Source organism: Chromobacterium sp. FG89, from assembly GCF_057808735.1.
On the sequence record NZ_JBMDIQ010000063.1, the window covers coordinates 1 to 1990 of the forward strand.

At 67.1% G+C, this 1990-nt stretch carries 1 protein-coding gene; it reads right to left on the reverse strand.

Going from position 1 to position 1990, the window contains the following annotated elements:
• On the reverse strand, positions 1-1990 hold a 1990-nt coding region (locus ACODRW_RS24240), incomplete at both ends, for an RHS repeat domain-containing protein (protein ID WP_488906912.1).

Below are 1990 nucleotides of genomic sequence, written 5' to 3' on the forward strand. Positions count from 1 at the left end.
CAGCGCGTCGGTTTCGCGGATCAGCCGGCCGAGCAGGTCGTAGTCGCGGCGGGTGGTGTGGCCGCCCGCGTCGGTTTCGGCAATGCGATTGCCTTTGGCGTCCAGTTGATAGCGGGTGGTAGCGGCCAGCTTGCCGCCGTCGCCGCGGGTTTCCTGGATCAGGCGGCCGGCGGCGTCGTAGCTTTGGTGGGTGACTTGGTCGGCCGCGTCGGTCACCAATGCCGGCTTCCAGTCGCTGGGTCCCGAGGCGTCCAGCGCCAGTTCTTCAAACTGCGCCCGCGTCGCAAACAGCCAGGAGTTGTTCTCGCCCACCGCGGTATTGGTTTTGCGCAGCGTCGCCACGCCTCGCACCGCGCCGTCCGGCGCCACGCCGTCCGCCACCGTCCGCTTGTAACCCTTCAGCGCCGGACCGCCCGGCAAGTTGTCCGCCGGGGTGTTGCGATGCGCGCCCGTCTGCTCCGATGTGGCGCCCAGCGCCTGACCCGCCGCGTTGAACCACACGATGTGCACGCTCGTATTCGCCCGATGCGCGCCGGTGTACACCGAGAAGGCGTAGCGACGTCCGGCTTGCACCGGCACGCTTTGCACCAGTTCTTGGTAAGCGTCTTGCGGGTGGCGACCGGTCTGGTTCAAGTAGACGGTGTTCTCGCCGGCCAGGCCCTCTGCTATCCGCCAGTCGGCGTTCAGATTGCCGCCCACTTCGGCGTCGGCGTTCCACGCCTCATAACCCCAGTTCGCCACCTTGCCCGGCGCCGAGGCTTCGAACAGGCTGTTGCGCAGCAGGTTGGCCTGGGCGCGGTCTTGCAGGCTTTCCGCCGACAGCCCCATCTGCGCCAGGCTCTTGGCGTAGCGTAGGGTGTCGGTGACATTGCCCGCCGCGTCGTAGCGGCGCTCGGTCACATAGCCCTGCGCGTCGACGCTGAGGCTGGGTCGTCCGGCTGCGTCGTAGAAACTGCGGCTGTGCTGGTCGGCCGCATCGGCCACCAATGCCGGCTTCCAGTCGCTGGGTCCCGAGGCGTCCAGCGCCAGTTCTTCAAACTGCGCCCGCGTCGCAAACAGCCAGGAGTCGTTCTCGCCCACCGCGGTATTGGTCTTGCGCAGCGTCGCCACGCCTCGCACCGCGCCGTCCGGCGCCACGCCGTCCGCCACCGTCCGTTTGTAACCCTTCAGCGCCGGACCGCCCGGCAAGTTGTCCGCCGGGGTGTTGCGATGCGCGCCCGTCTGCTCCGATGTGGCGCCCAGCGCCTGACCCGCCGCGTTGAACCACACGATGTGCACGCTCGTATTCGCCCGATGCGCGCCGGTGTACACCGAGAAGGCGTAGCGACGTCCGGCTTGCACCGGCACGCTTTGTACCAGTTCCTGGTAAGCGTCTTGCGGATGGCGACCGGTCTGATGCAAGTAGACGGTGTTCTCGCCGGCCAGGCCCTCCGCTATCCGCCAGTCGGCGTTCAGATTGCCGCCCACTTCGGCGTCAGCGTTCCACGCGCCATAGCCCCAGTTCGCCACCTTGCCCGGCGCCGAGGCTTCGAACAGGCTGTTGTGCAGCAGGTTGGCCTGGGCGCGGTCTTGCAGGCGTTCCGCCGACAGCCCCATCTGCGCCAGGCTCTTGGCGTAGCGTATGGTGTCCGTCACCCGCCCCGCCGCGTCGTAACGCCGCTCGGTCACATAGCCTGCCTCATCGATGCTCAGGCTCGGACGGCCCGCCGCGTCGTACACCGTGCGCGTGCTCTGGTCTTTCTCATGGGTTATCAACCGCCCCGCCAGTTCAGCCGCCGTCAGCGTGGAGCTCAGGCCATACACCGATACCGGTGTCGCGTAGCGTCGGCTTTGCACCGCCTGCCCCGCCGCGTCGTACACCGTTTCCGTCATCAGACCTTGCACATTGAGGCTGTAACGCAAGCGGTCATTGTCGTCGTAGATGTAGTGGGCGGTTTTGCCCATCGCGTCGGTCTTGGACACCACATTGCCCTGGCCGTCGTATTGGTAC